This window comes from Comamonas aquatica NBRC 14918 (assembly GCF_000739875.1).
GTDB lineage: Bacteria > Pseudomonadota > Gammaproteobacteria > Burkholderiales > Burkholderiaceae_C > Comamonas > Comamonas aquatica.
On the sequence record NZ_BBJR01000048.1, the window covers coordinates 26,117 to 50,189 of the forward strand.

At 64.3% G+C, this 24,073-nt stretch carries 21 protein-coding genes; 6 read left to right on the forward strand and 15 right to left on the reverse strand.

Annotated features, from left to right (window positions below; translation table 11 throughout):
• Positions 1–13 precede the first annotated feature (13 nt).
• The 11 genes from aspS to CA2_RS11315 form a co-directional block, all read right to left on the reverse strand.
• Positions 14–1,816: an aspartate--tRNA ligase gene (gene aspS / locus CA2_RS11265; protein ID WP_042416919.1), complete on the reverse strand. Its 1,803-nt coding sequence runs from the start codon at positions 1,814–1,816 to the stop codon at positions 14–16.
• 44 nt (positions 1,817–1,860) lie between these two features.
• Positions 1,861–2,484, reverse strand: a complete 624-nt coding sequence (locus tag CA2_RS11270; RefSeq protein ID WP_042416923.1) for a DUF502 domain-containing protein — start codon at positions 2,482–2,484, stop codon at positions 1,861–1,863.
• A 16-nt stretch (positions 2,485–2,500) separates the two neighbouring features.
• Entirely contained in the window at positions 2,501–2,776 is a 276-nt protein-coding gene (locus CA2_RS11275) for an FmdB family zinc ribbon protein (RefSeq protein WP_042416925.1), read from the reverse strand.
• Positions 2,777–2,944: 168 nt separating this feature from the next.
• Positions 2,945–4,399: a high affinity choline transporter 1 gene (locus tag CA2_RS11280; protein ID WP_042416928.1), complete on the reverse strand. Its 1,455-nt coding sequence runs from the start codon at positions 4,397–4,399 to the stop codon at positions 2,945–2,947.
• Positions 4,400–4,656: 257 nt separating this feature from the next.
• On the reverse strand, positions 4,657–6,222 hold the full coding sequence (gene ubiB / locus CA2_RS11285) for a ubiquinone biosynthesis regulatory protein kinase UbiB (protein ID WP_042416931.1): 1,566 nt from the start codon (positions 6,220–6,222) through the stop codon (positions 4,657–4,659).
• Positions 6,219–6,782, reverse strand: coding sequence for a ubiquinone biosynthesis accessory factor UbiJ (locus CA2_RS11290; protein ID WP_042416934.1), 564 nt, complete (start codon positions 6,780–6,782; stop codon positions 6,219–6,221). The genes ubiB and CA2_RS11290 overlap by 4 nt, the downstream gene beginning before the upstream one ends.
• 33 nt (positions 6,783–6,815) lie before the next feature.
• Positions 6,816–7,814, reverse strand: a complete 999-nt coding sequence (locus tag CA2_RS11295) for a Tim44 domain-containing protein (protein ID WP_042416936.1) — start codon at positions 7,812–7,814, stop codon at positions 6,816–6,818.
• Positions 7,815–7,895: 81 nt separating this feature from the next.
• Positions 7,896–8,627 (reverse strand): bifunctional demethylmenaquinone methyltransferase/2-methoxy-6-polyprenyl-1,4-benzoquinol methylase UbiE, encoded by a 732-nt coding sequence (gene ubiE, locus CA2_RS11300; protein ID WP_042416939.1) that lies wholly within the window; start codon positions 8,625–8,627, stop codon positions 7,896–7,898.
• 206 nt (positions 8,628–8,833) lie between these two features.
• The gene (locus CA2_RS11305) at positions 8,834–9,283 is read right to left on the reverse strand and encodes a gamma-butyrobetaine hydroxylase family protein (protein WP_042416942.1); all 450 of its coding nucleotides are present in this window, start codon (positions 9,281–9,283) and stop codon (positions 8,834–8,836) included.
• Positions 9,284–9,395: 112 nt separating this feature from the next.
• The gene (locus CA2_RS11310; RefSeq protein ID WP_042416945.1) at positions 9,396–9,836 is read right to left on the reverse strand and encodes an HIT family protein; all 441 of its coding nucleotides are present in this window, start codon (positions 9,834–9,836) and stop codon (positions 9,396–9,398) included.
• Positions 9,833–13,744: a DUF3683 domain-containing protein gene (locus tag CA2_RS11315; protein WP_042416948.1), complete on the reverse strand. Its 3,912-nt coding sequence runs from the start codon at positions 13,742–13,744 to the stop codon at positions 9,833–9,835. The genes CA2_RS11310 and CA2_RS11315 overlap by 4 nt, the downstream gene beginning before the upstream one ends.
• A gap of 411 nt (positions 13,745–14,155) precedes the next feature.
• Here CA2_RS11315 and ugpB point away from each other — a divergent pair, with 411 nt between their 5' ends.
• The 5 genes from ugpB (at position 14,156) to ugpQ (ending at position 19,393) form a co-directional block, all read left to right on the forward strand.
• A complete protein-coding gene (ugpB, locus tag CA2_RS11320) occupies positions 14,156–15,475 on the forward strand; it encodes a sn-glycerol-3-phosphate ABC transporter substrate-binding protein UgpB (RefSeq protein ID WP_042416950.1) in 1,320 nt (439 codons plus the stop codon).
• Positions 15,476–15,696: 221 nt separating this feature from the next.
• A complete protein-coding gene (gene ugpA / locus CA2_RS11325) occupies positions 15,697–16,578 on the forward strand; it encodes a sn-glycerol-3-phosphate ABC transporter permease UgpA (RefSeq protein ID WP_042416954.1) in 882 nt (293 codons plus the stop codon).
• A 2-nt stretch (positions 16,579–16,580) separates the two neighbouring features.
• Positions 16,581–17,429, forward strand: a complete 849-nt coding sequence (ugpE, locus tag CA2_RS11330; RefSeq protein ID WP_042416957.1) for a sn-glycerol-3-phosphate ABC transporter permease UgpE — start codon at positions 16,581–16,583, stop codon at positions 17,427–17,429.
• A 48-nt stretch (positions 17,430–17,477) separates the two neighbouring features.
• Entirely contained in the window at positions 17,478–18,485 is a 1,008-nt protein-coding gene (locus tag CA2_RS11335; protein WP_042416960.1) for a sn-glycerol-3-phosphate import ATP-binding protein UgpC, read from the forward strand.
• A gap of 131 nt (positions 18,486–18,616) precedes the next feature.
• Positions 18,617–19,393 carry a glycerophosphodiester phosphodiesterase gene (gene ugpQ / locus CA2_RS11340; protein WP_042416963.1) on the forward strand — a complete coding sequence of 259 codons (777 nt, stop codon included), beginning with the start codon at positions 18,617–18,619 and terminating at the stop codon, positions 19,391–19,393.
• A 170-nt stretch (positions 19,394–19,563) separates the two neighbouring features.
• Here the strand turns inward: ugpQ and CA2_RS11345 are convergent, their stop codons facing one another.
• The 3 genes from CA2_RS11345 to CA2_RS11355 all read right to left on the reverse strand — a co-directional run bounded on the left by CA2_RS11345 (position 19,564) and on the right by CA2_RS11355 (position 22,636).
• Complete coding sequence (locus tag CA2_RS11345; RefSeq protein ID WP_042416966.1) at positions 19,564–20,541, reverse strand: Bug family tripartite tricarboxylate transporter substrate binding protein; 978 nt, start codon at positions 20,539–20,541, stop codon at positions 19,564–19,566.
• A 209-nt stretch (positions 20,542–20,750) separates the two neighbouring features.
• A complete protein-coding gene (locus tag CA2_RS11350; RefSeq protein WP_081888971.1) occupies positions 20,751–21,653 on the reverse strand; it encodes an N-formylglutamate amidohydrolase in 903 nt (300 codons plus the stop codon).
• Positions 21,653–22,636 carry a tripartite tricarboxylate transporter substrate binding protein BugE gene (locus CA2_RS11355; protein ID WP_042416970.1) on the reverse strand — a complete coding sequence of 328 codons (984 nt, stop codon included), beginning with the start codon at positions 22,634–22,636 and terminating at the stop codon, positions 21,653–21,655. Before CA2_RS11355 ends, CA2_RS11350 begins: the two co-directional genes overlap by 1 nt.
• A 119-nt stretch (positions 22,637–22,755) precedes the next feature.
• Between CA2_RS11355 and CA2_RS11360 the strand changes: the two genes are divergently transcribed.
• Complete coding sequence (locus CA2_RS11360) at positions 22,756–23,661, forward strand: LysR substrate-binding domain-containing protein (RefSeq protein ID WP_042416972.1); 906 nt, start codon at positions 22,756–22,758, stop codon at positions 23,659–23,661.
• A gap of 64 nt (positions 23,662–23,725) precedes the next feature.
• On the opposite strand, the gene CA2_RS11365 is transcribed toward CA2_RS11360, so the two are convergent.
• Positions 23,726–24,004 (reverse strand): hypothetical protein, encoded by a 279-nt coding sequence (locus CA2_RS11365; RefSeq protein ID WP_042416974.1) that lies wholly within the window; start codon positions 24,002–24,004, stop codon positions 23,726–23,728.
• Positions 24,005–24,073 lie beyond the last annotated feature (69 nt).

The following is a 24,073-nucleotide window of genomic DNA, read 5'->3' on the forward strand; positions in this document are numbered from 1 at the left end:
CAGAGCCATCGAATCACGATGCCTTGACGGCGTCGGGGTTGCGCAGGCGGATGTGCAGCTCGCGCAGCTGCTTTTCGTCCACGGGCGAAGGTGCCTGGGTCAGCAGGTCCTGCGCACGCTGGGTCTTGGGGAAGGCGATCACGTCGCGGATCGACTCGGAGCCGGTCATCAGCGTGATCAGGCGGTCCAGACCGAAGGCCAGGCCACCGTGCGGGGGCGCGCCGTACTGCAGGGCGTCCAGCAGGTAGCCGAACTTGGCACGCTGCTGCTCGGGGGTGATGTTCAGTGCTTCGAAGACCTTGGCCTGCACGTCAGCGCGGTGGATACGCACCGAGCCGCCGCCCAGTTCCCAGCCGTTGAGCACCATGTCGTAGGCCTTGGCTACGCACTTGCCGGGATCGGTCGCCATGAGTTCTTCGTGGCCGTCCTTGGGGGAGGTGAAGGGGTGGTGCACGGCCACCCAGCGGTCTTCTTCTTCGTCGTGCTCGAACATGGGGAAGTCCACCACCCACAGCGGTGCCCACTTATCTTCGAACAGGCCGCTCTTCTTGCCGAATTCGCTGTGGCCGATCTTCAGGCGCAGCGCGCCGATGGCGTCGTTGACGATCTTGCCCTTGTCGGCACCAAAGAAGATCAGGTCACCGTCTTGTGCTGCGGTGCGCTTCAGGATTTCAGCGATGGCGGCATCGTGCAGGTTCTTGACGATGGGCGACTGCAGGCCGTCGCGGCCCTTGGCCACTTCGTTGACCTTGATCCAGGCCAGGCCCTTGGCGCCGTAGATCTTCACGAAGTCGGTGTACTGGTCGATCTCGCCGCGCGAGATCTGCGCGCCACCGGGCACGCGCAGGGCCACCACACGGCCACCCTTGGTGGTCGCGGGCGTGGAGAACACCTTGAAGTCCACATCGGCCATGACGTCGGTCAGCTCGGTGAACTCCAGCTTGACGCGCAGATCGGGCTTGTCCGAACCGAAGCGGAAGGCCGCGTCCTGGTAGGTCATGATGGGGAATTCGCCCAGGTCCACGCCCAGCTGGGTCTTGAACACTTCGGTGATCATCTGCTGGAAGATGGCGCGGATTTCCTCTTCGTTCAGGAACGAGGTTTCGCAGTCGATCTGGGTGAATTCAGGCTGGCGGTCGGCACGCAGGTCTTCGTCGCGGAAGCACTTGGTGATCTGGTAGTAGCGGTCAAAGCCCGAGACCATCAGCATCTGCTTGTACAGCTGGGGCGACTGGGGCAGCGCGAAGAACTGGCCATCGTGCACGCGCGAGGGCACCAGGTAGTCGCGGGCGCCTTCGGGCGTGGACTTGCCCAGCATGGGGGTCTCGATGTCGATGAAGCCCAGCTTGTCCAGGAAGTTGCGCACCTGGATGGAGGTCTTGTAGCGCAGCATCAGGTTGCGCTGCATCACGGGGCGGCGCAGATCCATCACGCGGTTGGTCAGGCGCACGTTTTCGGACAGGTTGTCATCATCCACCTGGAAGGGCGGGGTCACGGCGGCGTTCAGCACGTTCAGCTCGTGGCACAGCACTTCGATCTGGCCGCTCTTGAGCTTGTCGTTGGTGGTGCCGGCGGGGCGTGCGCGCACGATGCCCTTGACCTGCACGCAGAACTCGTTGCGGATGTCTTCGGCCACCTTGAACATCTCGGGACGGTCCGGATCGCACACCACCTGCACATAGCCTTCGCGGTCGCGCAGGTCAATGAAGATCACGCCACCATGGTCGCGGCGACGATTCACCCAGCCGCACAGGGTAACGGTTTGGCCCATCAGGGCTTCGGTCACAAGACCGCAATATTCGGAGCGCATGGCCATGGTCTATCTTCCTGCGCCCTTGGGGGACGCGCTTTCAGGGTAGTTTATCGTTCTTCGTCGGGCACGGGCAGCGGTGGCGGAGCCACCACCCCCATGGAGACGATGTACTTGAGCGCGGCGTCCACGCTCATTTCAAGTTCCACACAGTCACTTTTGCGCATCAGCACAAAGTAGCCGCCGGTCGGATTGGGCGTGGTCGGCACGAACACGCTGACGAATTCATCGCGCAGGTAGCTGGCCACCTCGCCCGCCGGATTGCCGGTGATGAAGGCCACGGTCCACACCCCCTCGCGGGGCCATTGCACCAGCACCGCCGTCCGGAAGGCGTTGCCGCTGTCCGAGAACACGGTGTCCGACACCTGCTTGACGCTGGAATAGATGGAGCGTACCACCGGGATGCGGGTGATCACCGCATCGCCCCACTGCACCAGCTTGCGGCCGACGAAGTTGCTGGCGATGGCACCGATCACCAGCAGCACGGCCAGCGTCAGCAGCACGCCGAAGCCGGGGATGTGCATGCCCAGCAGGTGGTCGGGCTGCCAGGCTTGCGGCAGCAGGTACAGCGTTTGGTCCAGCGTGCTGATGATCCAGTTCAGCACCCAGACGGTGATCACACCGGGCACCAGGACCAGCAAGCCGGTGAACAGCCATTTGCGCAAAGCAGACATAGACAAAAAGGGGGGTTTAGGCTTCGGTGGCGGCAGGGCAGCCGGCGGCGGCGCAAGCGCTGCCGCCATTGTCGCAAGCTGCGGCCGGCGCTGCCGCAGCGCTGCTGGTTCCACCCTTGAAGTCGGTGGCATACCAGCCCGTGCCCTTGAGCTGGAAGCCGGGTGCGGTCAATTGCTTGGAGAAGGCCGCGGCACCACAGGCCGGGCAATCGGTCAACGGTGCATCCGACATCTTCTGGAGCACATCCTTGGAGTGGCCACAGGCGCCACACTTGTACGCATAAATCGGCATAGCTTCTGTTTCCGTGTGCGAGACAACAATCAAGCGAAATTCGCAAAACCCTCGATTATAGGCGGGCCTGTTTTGGGGTGAGGCCCACGCCCCGCTTGCCCAGACGCGACACAGGGCGCCTGAGCGCCCTGTGCATCGCCAGCGATGGGTGCCCGGGGCACCGGTCGCTTACTCCGCGGAACCCTGGTAGTGCACCACGTCTTCGTGTTCGTTGGCGATGTACTGGGGCGCCAGCGAGCCGAACACCATGCCGGCGAACGCGCCCAGCAGGCCGGCCAGCTGCTGCGGGAAGGCCTCACCCCAACCGGGCATGAAGACAAAGGTCAGCCACACGCCCAGACCGGACACCACGGCCAGCAGGGCGCCCTGGGTGGTCGCGCGCTTCCAGTACAGGCCGCAGACCAGGGGCACGAAGGCACCGACCAGCGGCACCTGGTAGGCCCCGGCGACCATTTCATAGATGGAGCTGTCCTGCATGCTGATGGCATAGACCAGCACGCACAGCGTGAAGACCACCACGGTCACGCGCATGGCCTTGAGGGTCTGCGCGTCGGTCATGCCGGGCTTGATGTTGCGCAGCACGTTCTCCACGAAGGACGTCGAGGGCGCCAGCATGGTGGCCGAGGCGGTGGACATGATGGCCGACAGCAGCGCGCCGAAGAAGGCGATCTGCAGCACCACGGGCATGTGGCCCATCACCAGGGTGGGCAGGATCTTCTGGGGATCGTCCGCGATCAGGGCCTTGGTCTCTTCGGGCATGACCAGCACGGCCGCCGTCACCACGAACATCGGGATGAAGGCGAACACGATGTACAGGCTGCCACCGATGATGGGACCCAGGCGCGCCACGTTCTCGTCCTTGGACGACATCACGCGCTGGAACACGTCCTGCTGGGGGATGGAGCCCAGCATCATGGTGATGGCCGCGGCAAAGAAGAACAGCCAGGTCTTCAGGTCCGCATCCTGCGGGAAGAACTGCAGCTTGCCCTCCGTCACGGCATAGTCGATCACCTTGTCGGCGCCGCCGGCCAGGTTGCCGGCAAACCAGGCGATCGCCAGCAGGCCGACGCAGATCACGATCATCTGCACCAGATCGGTGATGGCCACCGACCACATGCCGCCAAACAAGGTGTAGATGAGCACGATCACGGTGCCCAGCACCATGCCCGCCACGATCGACAGGGCGCCACCGGTCAGCAGGTGGAACACCAGACCCAGCGCCGACACCTGCGCCGCCACCCAGCCCAGGTAGCTGAAGATGATGATGATGGAGCACAGCAACTCCACGGCGCGGCCATAGCGCAGGCGGTAGTAGTCACCGATGGTGATCAGGTTTTTCTTGTACAGCTTGTAGGCAAAGAACAGGCCCACCAGGATCAGACACATGCCCGCGCCAAACGGGTCCTCCACCACCCCTCCCAGACCTTCCTCGACGAACACCGCGGACACGCCCAGCACCAGCTCCGAACCGAACCAGGTCGCAAACGTGGTCGCCACCACGATGTACAGCGGCAGGTTGCGCCCAGCCACGGCGTAGTCGGCCGTGTTGTGCACACGGCGGGCTGCGTAAAGGCCAATGCCGATCGACACCAACAGGTACGCGGCGATAAAGGTAATCAGCATGGTGGCTGGTCCCCCCGGGAAAAGGAAAAGGGTTGTGGAAAAATTTGAGGCGCGATTATGGACACCACTTGTGTCCGCACGCGGAAAAAATCGCGCGCTGTCTGCTTCAGGCCACAAACAAAAAGGAGCGCCTGGCGCCTGCCCCGATTAGCTTTCAATATCAAATGACATTGAAAGCCAAACAGAACAAGCGCTAAGCGCTCCTTTTTTCTTGAACTGAGCACCTGCTTACGCAGCAGGCGCCCGTGCAGGCCGGATCAGAAAAGCCGAATTCGCGTAAGGACTTGCATGGCCAGCATGCCTAGTACAAACCCGAGCCCGCCGTACACCAGCCCCTGCAGCAAACGATTGGTACGCCGCTGCTCGCGAAGCAACTCCTGTACCAGTTCCGGGTCCGCGGCCTGTTGGCGCTGCAGCGCGGCGTGCACCAGGCGCGGCAGCTCCGGAATCAGCTTGGCGTAGCGCGGGGCCTCGGCCTGCAGCTCGCGCCAGAAGCGCTGCGGCCCCATCTGCTCCAGCATCCACTTTTCCAGGAAGGGCTTGGCCGTGCTCCACAGGTCCAGGTTCGGGTCCAGCTGGCGGCCCAGGCCTTCGATATTGAGCAGCGTCTTTTGCAGCAGCACCAGCTGCGGCTGGATCTCGACCTGGAAGCGGCGCGAGGTCTGGAACAGGCGCATCAGCACCATGCCCAGCGAAATCTCGGCCAGCGGACGGTCAAAGTACGGCTCGCACACGGCGCGGATGGCCGCTTCCAGCTCTTCCACGCGCGTGCTCGCCGGCACCCAGCCACTTTCGATGTGCAGGGCGGCCACGCGCTTGTAGTCTCGGCGGAAGAAGGCCAGGAAGTTCTGCGCCAGGTATTCCTTGTCGAACTCGGTCAGCGTGCCGACGATGCCGAAGTCCAGCGAGATGTAGCGCCCGAAGGTGGCCGGTGCCAGGCTGACCATGATGTTGCCCGGGTGCATGTCGGCGTGAAAGAACCCGTCGCGGAACACCTGGGTGAAGAACAGGGTCACGCCGTCACGCGCCAGCTGCGGAATATCCACCCCGGCTTCGCGCAGGCGCTCGGTCTGGCTGATGGGCACGCCGTGCATGCGCTCCATCACCATCACCTCGGCATGGCAATAGTCCCAGAACACCTCGGGGATCAGCACCAGGTCCAGGCCCTCCATGTTGCGGCGCAGCTGTGCCGCGTTGGAGGCCTCGCGCACCAGGTCCAGCTCATCGTGCAGGTAGTTGTCAAACTCGGCGACCACCTGGCGCGGCTTCAAGCGCTTGCCATCGGCCGAGAGCTTTTCCACCCAGCCGGCCATCATGTGCATCAGGGCCAGGTCCTTGTCGATCACCGTCTTCATGCCCGGGCGCAGCACCTTGACGGCCACCTCGCGCTCCACGCCCTGCTTGTCGCGGGTCACGGCAAAGTGCACCTGGGCGATCGAAGCGCTGGCCACCGGCGTGCGCTCGAACTGCACGAAGATTTCGTCCAGCGGTTTGCGGAAATTGCGTTCGATGGTGTCGACGGCGATCTGCGAATCAAACGGCGGCACGCGGTCCTGCAGCTTGGCCAGCTCCTCGGCCACATCGGGCGGCATCAGGTCGCTGCGCGTGGACAGCACCTGACCGAACTTCACGAAGATGGGGCCCAACTGCTCCAGCGCCTCTCGCAGGCGCTGGCCGCGCGGCGCATCCAGCTTGCGGCCGATGGTGAGCACGCGGCGCAGGCGGTGCAGCCACGGGTGCTGGAAGCTGGAGAGCACCAGCTCATCCAGGCCGTAGCGCAGCACCACCCAGATGATGGTGCAGCCTCGGAAAAAGCGGCTCATTGCGACAACCGGTCCGCGCCGCTGGCGGCAGCGCCTTGGCCCATGCGACCGCCGACAAACTGGCGCACCGCCCCGGCAATGCTGCGCCCCAGGTTGGCCAGGGTGTGTGCGGGCACGTCGCCGATGATGCGGGACATGTCTTCCTCGACGTCCCACTGCACGTTGTCAACCAGCCAGTTGATGTCGGCCGCCAGTTGCACATCGCCCTGGATGCGCAAGGCTGGCTTGTCGCCGCGCAGCGCCATCTGGGCCAGGGCCAGCGGGTTGCTGTCGGTGATCTCCAGCTGCAGATCAGGCTGAGCGCCCTCGGCCGCCAGGTTCAGCAGGCCGGCCGGGGTCACCACCAGGGCCATGTTGAAGTTGCGCCACTGCACACGGGCCACGCGCCCCTTTTGCCGCACCAGGCGCTCCATGGCCTCGCGTTCCTGCATCAACACGTGGTTGAGAAACAGCACGATGCGCTGCTGGGTTTCGTGGACGAGCCAGCTGGGCGGCTGCACGGCCTGCACCGCGCGTTCCACCAAGCCGTTCAGTAAAGAAAAAGGGGACTGTGTTGCCATAGTCCCCTGATTATTCCTGAAGTCGCAAGTTTTTTAGGCCAAGGCCTGTAAACCCGCTACCAACCAGCCGCTGGAGTTGTCCTTGGGCTTGGCCATGTTCCACACTTCACGGAAGGGGTTGGGGCCGGCGGAGGCTTCTTCGCGGATCAGGCCGGAGAATTCCACGCTGGCCATGTAGGAATCGCCCAGGTCCTCGATGCCCAGCAACTGCGCATCGATCATGACCACGTCGGTCTGGTTGAGGGCGCCGCCGCTCTGGGCTTCGCGCTCTTCCAGCTGGTGCTTGATCTCGGCCAGCATGCTGTCGGTCATCATGGAACGCAGGGTGGTGATGTCACCCTTGTCCCAGGCCGCCTGCAGGGTCACGAAATTGCGCTTGGACGCCTCCAGGAAACCCTGGGTGTCGAAGTCGGCAGGCACGCTCCAGGTCGAGGCTGCGGTGCCCAGGCCGGAGCCGATCATGCTGCCGCTGGCACCGGGGATCTGCTCCCAGGGACGGGCCGAGGCGTCATTGCCCACGTTCTGGGGCTTGTACTGTGGCGGTGTGGCCACGCTGTCGTGCGTCACCGGGGCACCGGCACCCTGAAAGGCGAAGGGCGAGGCCGCCGCCATCGCGGGCGCCGCCTTCTTGTTGGCGCGGGCGCGCATCACCATGCCGACCACCACCATCACAGCCAGGGCCAGCAGGCCGAACATCAGCATGTTGGCGAAGGCTTCGCCAAAGCCCAGGCTGTGGGCCAGCCAGGCCAGGCCCAGGCCAGCAGCCAGGCCGCCGAGCATGGCGCCCCAGGGCTTCTTGGCGGCGGCTGCGGGAGCCGCCGCGGGGGGCGTTGCGGGTTTGGCAGCGGCGGTGTTCTGCGCAGGCTGCTGCGCGGGGCTGGCAGGCGGGGTGGCTGGGGGCGTCGCCTGGCGCTGCGTCACATTGCTGGACTGCTTGCCGATCGAGCCGCCACCGCCCATGCGCTTGGCTTCTGCCAGGGGATGCATGACGACCAATGCCGCCGCCAATGTCACTGCCCACACCTTCTTCATCGCTGTATCTCCGCTTGAATTTGAATAAACCGTTGATTAACCAAAACCTGCAAACACGTTATGCATGGGACATCTCCCTGTTCAGCATTTGATCCCGACATGCAGCGCGACGATGCCGGCCGACATGTTGTGGTAGTCCACGTGCCCGAAGCCCGCCTGCTGCATCAGGGCCTTGAGCTCCTCCTGGCCCGGGTGCATGCGGATGGATTCCGCCAGATAGCGGTAGCTGTCGGGGTCGCCCGCCACCATCGAGCCCATCTTGGGCAGGATGTTGAAGGAGTACCAGTCGTACACCTTCTCCAGCGGTTTGGCGACCTTGGAAAACTCGAGCACCAGCAGCTTGCCGCCGGGCTTGAGCACGCGGTTCATTTCCTTGAGGGCGGCGTCCTTGTGCGTCATGTTGCGCAGGCCGAAGGCCACACTCACCAGATTGAAATGGTTGTCGGGGAAGGGCAGCTTCTCCGCATCGCACACCAGCGTGGGCAGGAAGATGCCCTTGTCGGTCAGGCGGTCACGTCCAACGCGCAGCATGGCTTCGTTGATGTCGGTGTGCACCACGGTGCCACTGGCGCCGACCTTCTTGGAGAACGCCATGGACAAGTCGCCCGTGCCCCCGGCAATGTCCAGCACCTGGTCGCCCTCTTTGAGGTTGGCCACCATCACGGTATAGGCCTTCCAGGCGCGGTGCAGTCCGCCGGACATCAGGTCGTTCATGACGTCGTACTTGGACGCCACGGAGTCGAACACGCCGCGCACGCGACTGGCCTTGTCTTTTTCGTCGACCGTCTGGAATCCAAAGTGTGTGCTGCTCATAAGCTTGAAATGTAAGCAGGCTGCTGCGTCTGGTACAGCGACAACCCCGTGCACCCCCAGGGCATAGCAGGCCTGCAGTCAAAATCTGGTGCCGGGAAAACGCTTTTCAAGCGGTCGTCTCCAGCTACTTTAAATATAGCACCACCGAGGGAATATCCCAGCCCAGCGACGGCACTTGTTGCGCGCAGGGCATGCCGCCCCGGGCTTCAGCAGCCGCAGGAGCCGCTGCCGCAGCCACCACCGCTGCTGGCACCACCGCCGGTGCCGCAGCTGCCGCCGGACTTCTGCGGCATGGGGGTGTCGCGGTCCACGCCGGCCGCCTCCAGGCGCGCCAGGTAGTCGCGCCACAGGGTGTCCTGGTTCTGGCCCAGCTCGTACAGGTAGTTCCAGGTGAACAGGCCGCTTTCATGGCCGTCGCTGAAGAACGGCTTGATGGCGTAGTTGCCCACCTGTTCGATGTTGTCGATGCCGACTTCGCGCTTGCCGGTCTGCAGCACTTCCTGGCCCGGGCCATGGCCCTGCACTTCGGCCGAGGGGGAATACACGCGCAGCAGCTCGAAGGGCAGGCGGAAGGTCTGGCCGTCGGAATAGCCGACCTCCAGCACGCGCGAGGCGGCGTGCACGGTCAGCGATTGGGGAAGAGGCATGTCTGCCATGGAATGCAACCTATCAAAACAATAGCTGCCTGCGCTTGCCAAACGCCAACTTCAGCCCTGAAACCTGCTGAAGTCGCGATATGGTCAGCGCAAACCGCTCACATCAATGTGATCACGCCCAGCGTGCCAGCGCCTGGGCGATGGCAGCATCGCAGTCGGCGAGTGCGTCCTGCAATTGTGCTTCGCGGGCCAAATCGCGCGCCCGCAAGGGGTTTGCCCAGACGGGCGCCGGGAAATGGCTGTCCCAGTCATGGCGCGCAATCACATGCCAGTGCAGGTGCGGCACCATGTTGCCCAGGGCAGCCAGGTTGATCTTGGTGGGCTGCAGCTCGGTGCGCAGCACGCGCTCCACCGCGGCCACCACGGCCATGCAGGTGTTGCGATCGACCTCGGACAGGTCCGACAGCTCGGCCGCATGCGCGGTCCAGATCACGCGGTAGAAGGCCGGGAAGCCCTCCTCCTGCGCCCGGATGACGCGCAGCTGTGCGCCCTGCCAGACGGGCAGGCCGCCCGCCTCGCGGCACAGCACGCAGTCCGCGGACGGCGCGCTCACAGCAGCACCCGTTCGATGCCGCCGGCGTTGGCGCGCTGCACGTAGTCCGGCATCCAGTTCTCGCCCAGGATCTGCTTGGCCATCTCGACCACGATGTAGTCGGCTTCCAGCAGACCGTTCTGCAGGTCGTTGCCGTAGCGGCTCAGGCCTTGCAGGCAGCTGGGGCAGCTGGTCAGGATCTTGACGTTGTCCTTGGCACCGACGGAGCCGTTGGCCCGCAGCTCAGCCTCACCCTGGCGCAGCTCGGTTTCCTTGCGGAAACGGATCTGCGTGGAGATGTCAGGCCGCGTCACGCCCAGCGTGCCGGATTCACCGCAGCAGCGGTCGCTCTTGAGCACGCCATCGCCGACCAGGGCCTTGACGGTCTTCATCGGATCCTGCTGCTTCATGGGGCTGTGGCAGGGGTCGTGGTACAGGTAGCCGCCCTGCGCCCCCTCCGCCGCGCCCGGCAGCGTGATGCCCTTTTCCAGCAGGTACTCGTGGATGTCGATGATGCGGCAGCCCGGGAAGATCTTGTCGAAGGCGTAGCCCTGCAACTGGTCGTAGCAGGTGCCGCAGCTGACCACCACGGTCTTGATGTCCAGGTAGTTCAGCGTGTTGGCCACGCGGTGGAACAGCACGCGGTTGTCCGTGATCATCTTGTCCGCCACGTCGTACTGGCCCGAGCCGCGTTGCGGATAGCCGCAGCACAGGTAGCCCGGAGGCAGCACCGTCTGCACGCCGGCATGCCACAGCATGGCCTGGGTGGCCAGGCCCACCTGGCTGTACAGGCGCTCCGAGCCGCAACCGGGGAAGTAGAACACCGCCTCGGTGTCGGCCGTCGTCGCCTGGGGGTCGCGGATGATGGGGACGTAGTCCTTGTTCTCGATGTCCAACAGCGCGCGTGCCGTCTTGGTCGGCAGACCGCCTGGCAGCTTCTTGTTGACGAAGTGGATCACCTGCTCCTTGAGCGGTGGCTTGCCCACCGAGGCCGGTGGGTGCTTCATCTGCGGCTTGGCCACGGCGTGCAGCAGGTCGGACGCCAGGCGCTGCGCCTTGAAGCCCACGCCCACCATGCCCTTGCGCAACAGGTTGATGGTGTCGGGGTTGGTGGCATTCAGCATGGCCATGGCCATCTTGTTGCCGGGATTGAAGCTCTTCTTGCCCATCTTGCGCAGCAGGTTGCGCATGTTCATGGTCACATCGCCGAAGTCGATCTTGACCGGGCAGGGCGTGAAGCACTTGTGGCAGACCGTGCAGTGGTCGGCCACGTCCTCAAACTCCTGCCAGTGCTTGATGGACACGCCGCGGCGCGTCTGCTCCTCGTACAAGAAGGCCTCGACCAGCAGCGAAGTGGCCAGAATCTTGTTGCGCGGGCTGTACAGCATGTTGGCGCCGGGCACGTGCGTGTTGCACACGGGCTTGCACTTGCCGCAGCGCAGGCAGTCCTTGACCGAATCAGCGATGGCGCCGATGTCGCTTTGCTGCATGATCAGCGACTCGTGGCCCATCAGGCCGAACGAGGGCGTGTAGGCGTTAGTCAGGTCAGCGTACATCAGCGCGTCGCGCGGCGACTCGGCCGGCACCAGACCGTTCTTTTCGCGGATCAGCTTGCCGCGGTTGAAGCGGCCATGGGGATCGATGCGCTTCTTGTAGTCGGCGAACGGCTGCAGCTCCTCATCGCTCAAAAATTCGAGCTTGGTGATGCCGATGCCGTGCTCACCGGAGATCACGCCGTCCAGGCTGCGCGCCAGCTGCATGATGCGCGCCACGGCTTCGTGCGCGGTCTGCAGCATCTCGTAGTCGTCGGAATTGACGGGGATGTTGGTGTGCACATTGCCGTCACCGGCGTGCATGTGCAGTGCCACCCAGACACGGCCCTTGAGGACCTGCTGGTGGATCTTGACGGTCTCGGCCAGGATGGGCTTGAAGGCGTCGCCATTGAAGATCTGCGCCAGGGGCGCCTTGATCTGCGTCTTCCAACTGGCGCGCAGGCTGTGGTCCTGCAGTTGCGGAAACAGGGTGGCCACGTCGGCCAGCCAGCCCGCCCACAGGGCGCGCACGTCCTGCACCAGCGCGATGGCCTGTTGCACCCGGTCTTCCAGCAGTTCGGCCGAGGGAATTTCACCCGCATCGTCCTGCTTGCCCAGCGGGAGATTGCCCTTTTCAAAGAAGGCCAGCAAGGCATCGCAGAACTTGAGCTTGTTGCGCAGGCTCAGCTCGATGTTGATGCGCTCGATGCCGTCCGTGTACTCCGCCATGCGGGGCAGCGGGATCACCACGTCCTCGTTGATCTTGAAGGCGTTGGTGTGGCGGCTGATGGCGGCCGTACGCTTGCGGTCCAACCAGAATTTCTTGCGCGCCTCGGCGCTGATGGCCACAAAGCCTTCGCCGTTGCGCGAATTGGCGATGCGCACCACTTCCGAGGTCACGCGCGCCACTTCGTCGGCGTCGTCACCGACGATGTCGCCGATCAGCACCATCTTGGGCAGGCCGCCGTTGCCCTTCTTGGACTTGGTGGCATAGCCCACGGCCTTCAGGTAGCGGTCGTCCAGGTGCTCCAGGCCGGCCAGCAGCACGCCCGAGCGTTTTTGCTCCTCGAACATGTAGTCCTTGATCTCGACGATCGAGGGCACGGCATCCTTGGCGTTGCCAAAGAACTCCATGCACACGGTGCGGGTGTGCTCGGGCATGCGGTGCACGATCCAGCGCGCGCTGGTGATCAGGCCGTCCGTGCCTTCCTTCTGCACCCCGGGCAAGCCGGAGAGGAATTTGTCCGTGACGTCCTTGCCCAGGCCTTCCTTGCGGAACTTCTGACCGGGAATGTCCAGGCGCTCGGTGCGCAGCGGCGTCTTGCCGTCGGTCGCGAAGTAGCGCAGCTCGAAGCTGGCCATCTCGGCATCGTGGATCTTGCCCAGGTTGTGGCCAATGCGCACCACCTCCAGCCATTCGGCATCGGGGGTGACCATGCGCCAGGAGGCCAGGTTGTCCAGTGCCGTGCCCCACAGCACGGCCTTCTTGCCACCGGCGTTCATGGCGATGTTGCCGCCGATGCAGGACGCCTCGATCGAGGTCGGGTCCACCGCGAACACGAAGCCCGCGCGCTCGGCCGCATCGGCCACGCGCTGGGTCACCACACCGGCTTCCGTCCACACCGTGGGCACGGGGTGGTCCACGCCAGGCAGTGCCACCGACTCCACCTCGGTGATGGCCTGCAGCTTTTCGGTGTTGATGACCACCGAGCGCCAGGTCAGCGGAATCGCGCCACCGGTGTAGCCGGTACCGCCCCCTCGCGGAATGATGGTCAGACCCAGCTCGATACAGCCCTTGACGAGACCGGCCATCTCGACTTCCGTGTCCGGGGTCAGCACCACGAAGGGGTATTCGACACGCCAGTCGGTGGCGTCGGTCACATGGCTGACGCGCGACAGGCCGTCAAACTTGATGTTGTCCTTGTGCGTGAGCTTGCCCAGGGTCTTGCGCACGCGGTGGCGCAGCTCGGCCGCCTCGACGAACATGCGGTCAAACTCAACCACGGCGCGGTTGGCGGACTCGATCAGCTCGCCCACCAGATGATCGCGTTGCGGGTCATCCTGTGGCATGCGGCGCTTGTGGACCTCGGCCATGCGGTGTTGCAAGGCATCGACCAAGAGCTTGCGGCGCCCGGGGTTGTCCAGCAGGTCGTCCTGCAGGTAGGGGTTGCGCTGCACCACCCACATGTCGCCCAGCACCTCGTACAGCATGCGGGCAGAGCGGCCGGTCTGGCGCTCTTCACGCAGCTGGTTGAGCACACTCCAGGCCGAAGTGCCCAACAAGCGGATCACAATTTCCTTGTCGGAGAACGAGGTGTAGTTGTAGGGAATCTCTCGGAGACGGGCGGGTTCGGCAACCTTGGTTTCCAGCATTGCCTGCGCAATCGGTGCATTCATGGACGTGGACCGGATCGGGCGCTCAAGCGGCGCCCCTGAGTCATGGGGGGGCCAATTTTATGCCACCCCTAGGCACCACCCCCGAGGCTGTGTCAGAGACCTCTCGGCGCGCTGACCCAGCCGCCACCGCAGCGGCACGTCAGATTTGAACCACTACGCAAATCCCACAATTGCGAAAATAAATAATCAAAAAAGAAAAGAATTCGCGCATACCCGCATTCACCAGCGCAGGCCCGGCTTCTAGAATGCGGCCACAGCCACGGGCCACCTACCGGCGTTTGCCACGCAAGTGGAGTACAAAGGACCGTGCGGCTGTCATTTGGCCCTACACCGGCCGTATGACTGTCATAAAAGTGCCATCTTCATTCTTAGGATGGGCAGCACACATTTCTACACGTTGAGGAGTTTTCCATGCAATACAAGCGTTTCGCCCTGACCGCCGTCGTCGCGGCCACCGCCATGGGCGCAGCCAATGCAGCCACTGAAATCCAGTGGTGGCACTCGATGACCGCCGTGAACAACGAGTGGGTCAACGATCTGGCCAAGCAGTTCAACGAAAGCCAGAGCGAATACAAGGTGGTCCCCACGTTCAAGGGCGTGTATGACGAATCCATGACCGCCGCCATCGCTGCCTTCCGTTCCGGCAATGCGCCCCACATCCTGCAAGTGTTTGAAGTGGGCACCGCCACCATGATGGCCTCCAAGGGCGCCACCGTGCCCGTGGGCAAGGTCATGGCCGATGCCGGCGCCAAGTTCGACCCCTCGGCCTACATCCCCGCCGTGGCCGGTTACTACACCGCCCCCAACGGCCAGATGCTGAGCTTCCCCTTCAACAGCTCGACCACCATCTTCTATTACAACAAGGACGCCTTCAAGAAGGCCGGCCTGAACGCCGACGTAGCCCCCAAGACCTGGCCCGAAGTGTTCGCCGCAGCCAAGAAGCTGAAGGAATCCGGCCACAGCTGCCCCATGACCCTGGCCTGGCAAGGCTGGACCCAACTGGAGTCCTTCTCCACCTGGCACAACGTGGAGTTCGCCACCCACCAGAACGGCCTGGGCAAGGAAGGCTACAAGGCCCGCCTGAAGATCAACTCACCCCTGCACGTCAAGCACATCGAGAACCTGGGTGAAGCCGCCAAGAATGGCGAGTTCGTCTACAAGGGCCGTGCTTCCACCGCACAGGCTTCGTTCACGGCTGGCGAGTGCGCCATGATTCAGACCTCGTCCGGCTTCTACGGCGACGTGTCCAAGAACGCCAAGTTCGCCTACGGCCTGGCCCCTCTTCCCTATTACCCCGATGTGAAGGGCGCACCTCAGAACACCGTGATCGGTGGTGCGTCCCTGTGGGTGATGGCAGGCAAGAAGGCCCCCGAGTACAAGGGCGTGGCCAAGTTCTTCGAATTCCTGTCCAAGCCTGAAATCCAGGCCGCTTCGCACCAGCGCACCGGCTACCTGCCTGTGACCATGGAGTCCTTCAAGATGACCGAAGCTTCGGGCTTCTACCAGAAGAACCCCGGCACCGACGTGGCCGTGAACCAGATGATCCGCAAGGTGACCGACAACTCGCGCGGCATCCGCCTGGGCAACTACGTGCAGATCCGCACCATCGAGGACGAAGAACTCGAACAAGTGTGGTCCGGCAAGCAATCCGGCAAGCAAGCGCTGGACAACATCGTCAAGCGTGGTGACGAACTGCTGGCCCGCTTCGAGCGCGCCAACGGCGGCAAGTAACCCGCGACCACAGAAGGGCTAATACCCTTCTGACTTCAACGGAACAGCCGCTGCGTCTCTGGCGCAGCGGCTGACAGCTAGGCACAATACGCGCTCATTCGATACACATAGTGTTTCGCCTTGGTTCGTTTTGACGCGATTCCAACGCGACACGCCTCGATGACCCTCACTCTCCTCCGCGGCTGATGCAGCTCCGGCGGTTTTTTATTTTGTGATCCATCATGGAAAAACGCGTACTTTTCCGCTCCCGATGGCTGCCCTGGGCGCTGATCATGCCCCAGCTGCTCATCATCGGCATCTTCTTCTTCTGGCCAGCCGGCCAAGCCGTGCTCCAGTCTTTCCAGATGGAAGATGCGTTCGGCATGTCGACCGAATGGGTCGGATTGGACAACTTCCGCAACCTGCTGGATGACCCCACCTACCTGAACTCCTTCCAGCGCACCGCCGTGTTCTCGGTGCTGGTGGCAGGCGTCGGGATCGCCGTGTCACTGGGTCTGGCGATCTTTGCCGACCGCATCATCCGCTTCGCCATGGTCTACAAGACCCTGCTGATCGTGCCCTACGCCGTGGCGCCCGTGATCGCCGGCGTGCTGTGGGTCTTCATGTTCTCGCCTTCCATCGGCGTGATCACCCACTACCTGGGCAAACTCGGCTACGAGTGGAACCACCTGATGAACGAGAACCAGGCCATGGCCCTGATCGTCATCACGTCGGTGTGGAAGCAGATCTCGTACAACTTCCTGTTCTTCCTGGCCGGCCTGCAATCGATCCCCAAGGCGCTGATCGAGGCTGCCTCGATTGACGGTGCCGGCCCCTGGCGCCGTTTCTGGAACATCCAGCTGCCCCTGCTGTCGCCCACCACCTTCTTCCTGCTGGTGATCAACATCGTGTACGCGTTCTTCGACACCTTCGGCATCATCGACGCGGCCACGCAAGGCGGTCCCGGCCAGTCGACCTCGATCCTGGTCTACAAGGTGTACCAAGATGGCTTCAAGGCCCTGGACCTCGGTGGCTCGGCCGCCCAGTCCGTGATCCTGATGCTGATCGTTGTCGTGCTGACCGTGATCCAGTTCCGCTATGTTGAAAAGAAAGTGCAGTACTGATCATGGTTGATCGCAATCCCTGGCTCACCTTCATCTCGCACGCCGTCCTGATCCTCGGCGTGGCGATCGTCGCCTTTCCGCTGTACCTGGCGCTGATCGCCTCGACCCACACGGCCGATGCCATCGTGCAGTCGCCCATGCCGCTGCTGCCCGGCGCCCACATGTGGGACAACTACAAGGAAGCGCTGCTGGGCTCCGGCAAGCTGGGCTCCAACACCAACGTCGTGCACATGATGTGGGTGAGCTTCGTGGTGGCCATGGTCATCACCCTCGGCAAGATCGCCATCTCGCTGCTGTCGGCCTTCGCCATCGTCTACTTCCGCTTCCCCTTCAAGATGCTGTGCTTCTGGGCCATCTTCCTGACGCTGATGCTGCCCGTGGAAGTGCGGATTCTGCCCACCTACAAGGTCGTGGCCGACCTGGGCCTGCTCAACAGCTACGCAGGCCTGACCCTGCCCCTGATCGCCTCGGCGACCGCCACCTTCCTGTTCCGCCAGTTCTTCCTGACCGTGCCGGACGAGCTGGTGGAGGCCGCCCGCATCGACGGCGCCGGCGCCATGCGCTTTTTCAAGGACATCCTGGTGCCCTTGTCCAAGACCTCGATCGCTGCGCTGTTCGTGATCCAGTTCATCTACGGCTGGAACCAGTACCTGTGGCCGCTGCTGATGACCACCTCGGAAGACATGTACCCCGTGGTGATCGGCATCAAGCGCATGCTGGCCGGCGGTGAAGCCGCCGTGGACTGGAACATCGTGATGGCCACTGCCATCCTGGCCATGCTGCCCCCGACCTTGGTCGTGATCCTGATGCAAAAGTGGTTTGTCAAAGGCCTGGTGGATACCGAAAAGTAATCCGCTGCCGCATCCACCCTCTTTTGACCGATTCAACGAAATACTGTTATGGCATCCATCTCTCTCAAGAACATCGTCAAGCGCTACGGCACCGGCAAGACGGCCGTGCCTGTGATCCATGGCGTGAACGTCGACATCAAGGACGGCGAATTCATCGTGCTGGTCGGCCCCTCGGGCTGCGGCAAGTCCACCCTGCTGCGCATGATTGCCGGCCTGGAAGAAATCACCGGTGGTGACCTGATCATCGGCGACAAGAAGGTCAACGACCTGGAACCTGCCAAGCGCAACATCGCCATGGTGTTCCAGAACTACGCGCTCTACCCCCACATGAGCAACTACGAGAACATGGCCTACGGCCTGAAGCTCGCCAAGGTGCCCGAGGACGAGATCAAGCGCCGCGTGGACAAGGCCGCCAAGATCCTGGAGCTGTCCCACCTGCTGGACCGCAAGCCACGCCAGCTGTCCGGCGGCCAGCGCCAGCGCGTGGCCATGGGCCGCGCCATCGTGCGCCAGCCCCAGGTGTTCCTGTTCGACGAACCCCTGTCCAACCTGGACGCCAAGCTGCGCGGCCAGACCCGCATCGAGATCCAGAAGCTGCACGCCGAACTGGGCATCACCAGCCTGTTCGTGACCCACGACCAGGTCGAGGCCATGACCCTGGCCCAGCGCATGGTGGTGATGAACGGCGGCAACGTGGAACAGTTCGGCACGCCCGAAGAGGTCTACCACACCCCTGCTTCGACCTTCGTGGCCGGCTTCATCGGCTCGCCCCCGATGAACCTGCTCAAGCACTCGCCCAACGGCAAGCCCGGCCTGATCCTGGGCATCCGCCCCGAGCACATCGACCTGGTGGAAACCGGCGGCGTGGAATTCCGCGTGGAAACCGTGGAACTGCTGGGTGCCGAGCGCCTGCTGTACGGCAAGGTGGGTGACGAGGACGTCACCGTGCGCGTGGAAGAAGGCAAGCCCTTCCCCAAGCCCGGCGAGACCGCCCGCATCTCGGCCCGCCAGGACCGTCTGCACTGGTTCGACGCCGAAACCGGCAAGCGCGCCTGAGCGTTCAGGCGCGTGGCCGCGCCGAATGCACGTGTGCATGCCTGCGGAATGACTTCTGCACTAAGCTTTCCCAAGCGCCCCAGCCCACGCTGACGGCGCTTTTTTCACGTCTCTAGGGGCGCAAATCCACGATGACTACTGCATTGAAACCCTGGCCCTACCCCCGTTGGGTGGCCCACCGCGGTGCCGGCAAGCTGGCACCGGAAAACACCTTGAGCGCCTTCCGCCTGGGCGCGCAGCACGGCTACCGCTTTTTTGAGTGCGACGCCAAGCTCAGCAGCGATGGCGTGCTGTTCCTGATGCACGACGCCACGCTGGAGCGCACCACCAACGGCCACGGCGTCGGCGGCGCATTGACCATGGGCCAGATCGCCCAGCTCGATGCTGGCAGCTGGCACTCGCGCGCCTACGCGGGCGAGGCCCTGCCCACGCTGGAAGCCCTGGCGCGCTGGTGCCTGGCCAACCACCTGCACCTGAATGTGGAGATCAAGCCCACGCCCGGCCAGGAGCTGGAAACCGGCCGCGCCTGCGGCACACTGATGCAGCGCATCTGGCCGCACAGCGACGTGCCACCGCTGTTCACCTCGTTCAAGCCCGAGTCCCTGCAGGGCGCGCGCGAGACCGCACCCCACATCCCGCGCGGCCTGCTGCTGGACAAGCTGGCCGACGGCACCGGTGACGCCGATCTGCAAGTGGCCTTGGACATGGACTGCCACGCCATGGTGCTGCACCACGCGCTGTGGACCCCCGAGCTGGTGGCCAAGGTGCACGGCGCCGGCCTGCGCTGCAGCAGCTACACCGTGAACGACGAATGGGCCGCCCAGCGCCTGATCGACCTGGGCACGGACGGCATCATCACCGACCGCGTGGACCTGTTCAGCCCGGCCCAGACCAGCGCCACTCTCTAAAAAAGAGAGCTATTTGCGCTCTATGACAGGGCATTTCAGGCACAAAACACACTGAAACACCCGTACAGCGTGCGCTGAACGCTATCGAGTTCGCCAGCATGGCATCCAAAAAGGCCTTCCCCTGCGGGAAGGCCTTGCTGTTGGTGCAGCCCGCTGCGCGGGCAGCACGCTCAGTCCATCTTCGTGCCCGAGGCCTTGACCGCATCGGCCCAGCGGGGCATTTCGGCGGCAAGAAACTTGGCAAAGGTCTCGGACCCCATGAAGTCGGGGTTGGCGCCCTGGCTGACCATGCGCTCGCGCAGCTCGGGGTTCTCCATCACCTTCTGGAAGGCCTGGCTCAGGCGGTCAACCACAGGCTTGGGTGTGCCGGCCGGGGCCAGGAAGCCGTAGAAGCCGACCACTTCGAAGCCCTTGAGGCCGCTTTCGATGGCGGTCGGGATCTCGGGCAGCGCCGGGTTGCGCTCCCGGCTGGTCACGGCCAGCGCGCGCACCTTGCCCTGCTTGTGGTAGGCCGCGGCCTGCGGAATGCTCTCGGCCATGAACTGCACCTGCCCGCCCATCAGGTCGGTGAAGGCAGGGGCGCTGCCCTTGTAGGGGATGTGCACCATCTGGATGCCCGTGGCGGACTTGAACATCTCGGGCACCAGGTGGCTGATGCCGCCGTTGCCGGCCGAGCCGAAGTTGACCTTGCCCGGATGGGCCTTGGCATAGCTGATGAACTCCGGCAGCGTCTTGACCGGGGTGTTGTTGCTGACCAGCAGCGCCAGCGGCTGCATGGCGGTGCGCGCAATCGGCGTGAAATCCCGCAGCGTCTGGTAGGGCAGCTTGGGGTAGAGCGCGGGGTTGATCACCATCACCCCGGTGTTGGCGATCATCAGCGTGTGCCCGTCGGGCGCGGCCTTCATGACCTCCTGCGCGCCCAGCGTGCCGCCGGCACCGGGCTTGTAGTCCATGACGATGGGCTGGCCCAGCTCGGCCTGCAGCTTGTCGGACAGCAGGCGGGCGTGCTGGTCCAGCGGGCCGCCGGCCGGAAAACCCATCACGATGCGGATCGGCTTGCTGGGGAAGTCCTGCGCCTGCGCCTGCGCCCCCACCGCAGCCACCAGGCACGCGGCCGCGGCCAGGCATGTACGCCATGTTGTGTTCATTCAATGCTCCTTGTTGTGGAATGGCCCGCCCGCCGTCTGGCGACAGGCATGGCGGGCGGATTCTAGGGAGCCAGCCCGGTGCTGCGGGGCTGAAATGTGACAAATTCATGTCAAATCCGTGAAAACCCCGGGGCGTTCGACCGCCTCACCCGCAGGCCGGAACGGCAGACATTCCGGGCTGCGGTATCGCCCCCGCCCAGCCCGCAGGCTCAGGCGCGCGACAGCTGGCGCATGCGCTGGCGCACGTGCTCGGCCACCACCGGCATCAACTGCTGCAGGTGCTGCTGCACCTGGGCAAAGCCGGCGCTGGGTAGGCGCGTGTCCTCGTCCAGGTAGATGCGGCGGTTGATCTCGATCTGCAGGCTGTGGCGGTGCAGATGCGGCTGGCCGATGCGGCCGATCAGGGCCACGCCCTTGTACGGCTCGTTGTAGGCCACGCTGTAGCCCTGGGCCTGCAAGGTCTCGCCAATCAGGCGGATGAAGTCCGGATCGCAGGTCGTGCCATCCCGGTCGCCCAGGACAAAGTCGGCCAGGGTCTTCTCGGGCGTGCCCAGGCGCTGGTAGACATCGCTGGGCATGGAGTGCAGGTTGATGTGCCAGACCCCGCCGAAACGCCCCACACACCAGCGGATGGCCTGCGACAGCGCAGCGTGGTAGGGGCGCCAGTAGCGCTCGATGCGCTGCTGCACCTCGGCCACGCTGAGTGCGCGGTCGTACACCGGGGTGGAACGGCCGGCCTGGCTGAGCTTCTCCCACACCAGCCCCAAGCCCTGCAGGGTCTTGGGGCTGGGGTGCAGCGGCGTGGGCCAGGGGCCGTCCAGCATCGCGGGGTTGATGTCGTCTTCCTCGCGGTTGGGATCGATGTAGGTGCGCGGAAACGTGGCCTCGACCAGGGTCGCACCATGCTCGGGCCAGGCCTGCCACAGGCGGTCCACCAGCGAGTCCTCGCCGCGGCGCAGCTGCGCCAGGGGCAGCGCGAACCCGAAATCCGCCGGATAGGCCGTGCCGCTGTGCGGGGAGTCGCACACCAGTGGCAAGACCTCGGCCTGCGGCGGATGCACCCGCACCGGGGCCTCCGGGCGGGGCTGCAGAAAATCAGGCAAACCGGGCATCAGTTGATCTTGATGTTGGCGCGCTGGGCCACGGCGGTGTAGCGGGCGATGGCGGCATCGATCTGCTTGGCAAACTGCTCGGGCGTGTTGGCCATGCCTTCACCGGCGATGTCCTTTTGCTTGGCCAGGTAGCTGGGGTCCTGCATGGCCTTGTGGGCGGCCGCGTTCAGCTGGTCGATGATGGCCTTGGGCGTGCCGGCGGGGGCCACCAGGCCGAACCAGCCGCCATCACCCATCTGGGGGTAGCCCAGCTCGGCATAGGTGGGCACGTCCGGCAGCACCTCGGTGCGCTTGAGCGCCAGCACCGCCAGCGGACGTAGCTTGCCGGCCTTGATGTTGGTCAGCGACGAGGACAGGTTGTCCGTCATTGCGTGCACCTGGCCCCCCAGCGCGTCATTCAGCGCCTGGCCCGCGCCCTTGTAGGGGATGTGCAGCAGGTCGATGCCCGCCAGGTTCATGAAATTTTCGATGTTGGCATGGCCCAGCGAGCCGGTGCCGGGCGAGGCGAAGCTGTACTTGCCGGGTTCCTTCTTGGCCAGAGCGATGAACTCCTTCATCGTCTTGGCAGGCACGCTGGGGTGCACCACAAACACGCTGGGCACGGCCATCACGTTGGTGATGGGGGCGAAGTCCTTCTTGGCGTCATAGGGCAGCTTGGCCATGATCGCGGGGTTGGCGCCGTGCGTGGACACGGTAGCCATGCCGATGGTGTAGCCATCGGGGGCGGCCTTGGCAATTTCGGCCGCACCGATCGACCCACCGGCGCCACCCTTGTTCTCGATCACGATGGGCTGGCCCAGAATGGGGCCCATCTTGTCGGCCAGCAAGCGCGCGACGATGTCGGTCGACCCCCCGGCGCCAAACGGCACCACCAGCTTGATCGGGCGGCTGGGGTAGTTGTCTGCGGCCAGGGCGGCGGGGGCCAGGGCGGTCAGGGCCGCAGCAGCGGCGACGGAAGACAACAGGGTGCGGCGCAACATCATGGGGTTTTCTCCAGGGTTCGGATGATTTATGAGAAGTACGCACAGATTCTTGGCCACTGGGGCGCAGGAAAAAAGGGACAAAAAAGCAAGCAAGCATTACCAAAAGTCATAATTCAACCATGCGCCTTCAGTCCCCGTCCATTTCGGAGCTCCATGCCTTTGCCCAGGCCGCGCGGCTGGGCAGCTACACCCAAGCGGCCGATGCCCTTCAGGTCACCCAAGGTGCCATCAGCCGCGCGATTGCCCGCCTGGAAGAGCACCTGGGCTTTGCCGTCTTCGAGCGCCAGGGCCGGCGCAGCGTGCTGACCACGGCCGGGCGCCAGTACCTGGACGCCGTGGGTCCGGCCATCTTTACCATCGAATCGGCCACCCAGGCCATGCGCCGCAAGCGCGAAGGCCGGCACGTACGCCTGTCCATGCCGCCCACGCTGTTCAGCCACTGGCTGATTCCGCGCCTGCCGGATTTCAGCGCCCGCCACCCGGGGACCGTGCTGTCGTTTGCCCCGTATCGGCGCGACGATCCCATCACCTCGCCCGACATCGATGCCTGGGTCCGCATCGGCAGCATGCCGTTTCCCGAGACCGTGCAGGCCGACTACCTGGTGGGCCGCGATCTGGTGCCCATCTGCCGGCCCCAGGATGCGCTGAGCATCTGCCGCCCGCAGGATCTGCTGCGCCGCCCGCTGCTGGCGCACACCAACTACCCGGACAACTGGGCGCGCTGGTTCGAGAAAATGGGCTGCGACGGCCCCTACCCGGCACCGGCAGCCGACTTCGAACTGGTGGGCATGCTGGTACAGGCCGTGGTCGCCGGCATGGGCGTGGCCGTGGTACAGCGCTGCCTGATTGAGGACGATCTGGCCGCCGGGCGCGTAGCCATCCCCGTGCACCGCCCCTTCCAGATCGAGCGCGGCTATTTCCTGTGCCAGCCCGCCTCGCGCCCGGCCTCGCATGCGTTGCAGGATTTCCGTGACTGGGTGCTGGCGCAGGCCCGGGCCGACCAGGCCCAGTACGCGCAGGCCTAGGTGCCAACGCCGCGCCACTTCCGCTGCCGCAGACCGGTCCGGAGCGGCGCCGGCGTCCTTCGGCTCAGCCGCGCCAGCCCTGGGACATCAGCCACTGGCAGCTGCCCATGGCCAGCACCAGGACGGCATAAGTACCCATGCGGCCGTCGTGGCCGGTCAGCACCACGCCCAGGGCCAGCACCAGCACGCCCAGCAGCAGGTTGACGGCGACCATCAGGTACCAGGGCAGCAGGTGCGCCCGTTTGCGCCACAGCACGCACGCGCCCAGCGCCAGCACCAGGGACAGAAAAACAGCCGGTGCCACGAAGTTGAGCAGGTGGTTGAGGAAGTCCAGGACGGGCATAGAAATGACACAGATCAAGACTTTGGACTGTAGGACAGCGCAAAGCGGCAGCAAATTTTATAATCTCGG

Excerpts from the sequence above, each read along its gene's own strand:
- CA2_RS11270 (WP_042416923.1), bottom strand. The coding sequence starts at position 2,484 with ATGTCTGCTTTGCGCAAATGGCTGTTCACCGGCTTGCTGGTCCTGGTG.
- CA2_RS11365 (WP_042416974.1), bottom strand. The coding sequence starts at position 24,004 with ATGCCCGTCCTGGACTTCCTCAACCACCTGCTCAACTTCGTGGCACCG.
- CA2_RS11335 (WP_042416960.1), top strand. The coding sequence starts at position 17,478 with ATGGCATCCATCTCTCTCAAGAACATCGTCAAGCGCTACGGCACCGGC.
- aspS (WP_042416919.1), bottom strand. The coding sequence starts at position 1,816 with ATGGCCATGCGCTCCGAATATTGCGGTCTTGTGACCGAAGCCCTGATG.
- CA2_RS11280 (WP_042416928.1), bottom strand. The coding sequence starts at position 4,399 with ATGCTGATTACCTTTATCGCCGCGTACCTGTTGGTGTCGATCGGCATT.
- ubiB (WP_042416931.1), bottom strand. The coding sequence starts at position 6,222 with ATGAGCCGCTTTTTCCGAGGCTGCACCATCATCTGGGTGGTGCTGCGC.
- ugpQ (WP_042416963.1), top strand. The coding sequence starts at position 18,617 with ATGACTACTGCATTGAAACCCTGGCCCTACCCCCGTTGGGTGGCCCAC.
- CA2_RS11355 (WP_042416970.1), bottom strand. The coding sequence starts at position 22,636 with ATGATGTTGCGCCGCACCCTGTTGTCTTCCGTCGCCGCTGCTGCGGCC.
- CA2_RS11275 (WP_042416925.1), bottom strand. The coding sequence starts at position 2,776 with ATGCCGATTTATGCGTACAAGTGTGGCGCCTGTGGCCACTCCAAGGAT.
- CA2_RS11350 (WP_081888971.1), bottom strand. The coding sequence starts at position 21,653 with ATGCCCGGTTTGCCTGATTTTCTGCAGCCCCGCCCGGAGGCCCCGGTG.
- CA2_RS11360 (WP_042416972.1), top strand. The coding sequence starts at position 22,756 with ATGCGCCTTCAGTCCCCGTCCATTTCGGAGCTCCATGCCTTTGCCCAG.
- CA2_RS11345 (WP_042416966.1), bottom strand. The coding sequence starts at position 20,541 with ATGAACACAACATGGCGTACATGCCTGGCCGCGGCCGCGTGCCTGGTG.
- ugpA (WP_042416954.1), top strand. The coding sequence starts at position 15,697 with ATGGAAAAACGCGTACTTTTCCGCTCCCGATGGCTGCCCTGGGCGCTG.
- CA2_RS11290 (WP_042416934.1), bottom strand. The coding sequence starts at position 6,782 with ATGGCAACACAGTCCCCTTTTTCTTTACTGAACGGCTTGGTGGAACGC.
- CA2_RS11315 (WP_042416948.1), bottom strand. The coding sequence starts at position 13,744 with ATGAATGCACCGATTGCGCAGGCAATGCTGGAAACCAAGGTTGCCGAA.
- ugpB (WP_042416950.1), top strand. The coding sequence starts at position 14,156 with ATGCAATACAAGCGTTTCGCCCTGACCGCCGTCGTCGCGGCCACCGCC.
- ugpE (WP_042416957.1), top strand. The coding sequence starts at position 16,581 with ATGGTTGATCGCAATCCCTGGCTCACCTTCATCTCGCACGCCGTCCTG.
- ubiE (WP_042416939.1), bottom strand. The coding sequence starts at position 8,627 with ATGAGCAGCACACACTTTGGATTCCAGACGGTCGACGAAAAAGACAAG.
- CA2_RS11295 (WP_042416936.1), bottom strand. The coding sequence starts at position 7,814 with ATGAAGAAGGTGTGGGCAGTGACATTGGCGGCGGCATTGGTCGTCATG.
- CA2_RS11305 (WP_042416942.1), bottom strand. The coding sequence starts at position 9,283 with ATGGCAGACATGCCTCTTCCCCAATCGCTGACCGTGCACGCCGCCTCG.